This is a genomic window from Mesorhizobium sp. M7A.F.Ca.AU.001.01.1.1, assembly GCF_004022735.1.
GTDB lineage: Bacteria > Pseudomonadota > Alphaproteobacteria > Rhizobiales > Rhizobiaceae > Mesorhizobium > Mesorhizobium ciceri.
In genome coordinates this window covers 1-1,489 of record NZ_RZPF01001054.1, presented here as the reverse complement: position 1 = coordinate 1,489, position 1,489 = coordinate 1, and the positions used below count along the sequence as shown (strand labels likewise).

Sequence of the window (1,489 nt, the reverse complement as noted above, 5' to 3'; positions counted from 1 at the left end):
CACGCCCGCGGCTACCACGTACTGGAAAGCGGAGCGGCGGCGTTCACGGAGAAAGAATGACCGAGCTGAAACCGCGCGCCGCGCCACGGACGATCGACGAGACGCTCGATCTCCTGACCGGTGCGGACTATGTGGCGGACCGGTCGCTGGCGACCGTACTGTTCCTGTCGTTGCGTATGAAGCGGCCGCTTTTCCTTGAGGGCGAGGCCGGCGTCGGCAAGACCGAGATCGCCAAGGTGTTGGCACAGGCGCTCGGCCGCCGGCTGATCCGCCTGCAATGCTATGAAGGCCTTGACGTCTCGTCCGCCGTCTACGAGTGGAACTACGCCGCGCAGATGATCGAGATCCGCATGGAGGAGGCGGCCGGCAAGGTCGAGCGCTCCGCCATGGAGCGCAACGTCTTCTCCGAAAAATACCTGATCCGCCGCCCGGTGCTCGATGCGCTGACCGGCAAGGCGGGGGCTGCCCCGGTTTTCCTGATCGATGAGCTCGACCGCACCGACGAGGCGTTCGAGGCCTTCCTGCTCGAAATCCTGTCCGACTTCCAGGTGACGGTGCCCGAGCTCGGCACCATCAAGGCGGAAGAGCCGCCGATCGTCATCATCACCACCAACCGCACCCGTGAGATCCACGACGCGCTGAAGCGGCGCTGCCTCTATCACTGGGTCGACTATCCCAATGCCGAGCGCGAGTTGGAGATCGTGCGCCGCAAGGTGCCGCAGGCCAACCAGCGCCTTTCGGCCGAAGTGGTCTCCTTCATCCAGAAGCTGCGCCAGATCGAGCTGTTCAAGGTGCCGGGCGTCGCCGAAACCATCGACTGGGCCGGCGCGCTGACCGAGCTCGACAAGGTGGCGCTCGATCCGGAAACCGTCTCCGATACGATCGGCGTGCTGTTGAAATACCAGGACGACATTGCCCGCATCGAACAGGGCGAAGGCCGGCGCATCCTCAACGAGGTGAAGGCCGAGCTTTCGGCGGCGGAGTAGGCGATGCCGCGCCCCGAGCCAAAAGAGGCCATGCCGCACGGGCGGATCGCCGACAACATCGTCTATTTTGCCCGCACCTTGCGCAAGGCGGGCATGCGGGTCGGGCCGGCCTCGGTCAAGGACGCCATCGAGGCGGTGCTCGCCGCGGGCATCGGTTCGCGCGACGATTTCTACTGGACGCTGCACGCCGTGCTGGTGTCGCGGCATGAGGATCACGCCATTTTCGACGAGGCCTTCCGGCTGTTCTGGAAGTCGCGCGAACTGATCGAAAAGATGCTGGCGATGTTTTCGCCGGTGGCGCCCGACACCAGGGAAAAGCAGAAGCCACGCGCCGCTGAAAACCGAGTCAGCCAGGCGATGTTCGAGGGACACCAGAAGAACCAGCCGCCACAGGAAATTCCCGAGATCGAGGTCGACGCCCGCTTCACCTTTTCCGGCAACGAGGTGCTGCGGGCCAAGGATTTTGCCCAGATGAACGCCGCCGAGATGGCCGACGCCAAGAA

General features: G+C 64.5%; 1 protein-coding gene and 1 pseudogene. Both read left to right on the top strand.

Annotation, left to right across the window (positions count from 1 at the left end):
• Positions 1-56: 56 nt before the first annotated feature.
• Complete coding sequence (locus EN884_RS35675) at positions 57-986, top strand: MoxR family ATPase (protein WP_013532114.1); 930 nt, start codon at positions 57-59, stop codon at positions 984-986.
• Between the two features lie 3 nt (positions 987-989).
• Positions 990-1,489, top strand: a pseudogene (locus tag EN884_RS35670) (VWA domain-containing protein); the annotation flags it as partial.